The sequence below is a fragment of the Pedobacter sp. CFBP9032 genome (assembly GCF_034045265.1).
GTDB lineage: Bacteria > Bacteroidota > Bacteroidia > Sphingobacteriales > Sphingobacteriaceae > Pedobacter.
Map to the genome: position 1 here is coordinate 1 of NZ_JAXCWE010000039.1, position 416 is coordinate 416.

Annotated in this window: 1 protein-coding gene; it reads right to left on the bottom strand. The window is 35.3% G+C overall.

The genetic code is table 11. From position 1 onward, the window contains the following. The coding region (locus SOM16_RS23060) for a TolC family protein (RefSeq protein WP_320466351.1) at positions 1 to 416 on the bottom strand (416 nt) is incomplete at its 5' end.

Genomic DNA, 416 nt, shown 5'->3' on the forward strand with positions numbered 1-416 from the left:
TTATGGAATGTAATTGGTGATATTTTCGACGTTTCCGGTAATATAAAAATAAGTAGCAATCACCGTTTGATAGGCAACCAAAGACGTATAATATAATTTTTCGGCTTCATATTGAAGCTGCAAAGCATCGTTCACATCTTTTACGGAAGAAAGACTGTTTTCCATTCTTTTTCTTACCATTTCTGTTGTGGTATATGTCTGTTTTCTCGCAGCATCAAATGTTTCGTTCTGTTCTTTAAAGCTGATCAATTTATTCTCAGAAATTTTGGTCGCCAAATTCACTGATTTCTGCTTTTGATTGATCAAAAGATCGGCTTCTTTTATTAAAGATTGCGAAGCCAGATTTCTGGATTTTCTTTCAGGATCAAAAAGCGTCCATTGCATTTCTATCCCAACCAACCATGGCGGAGTAATCA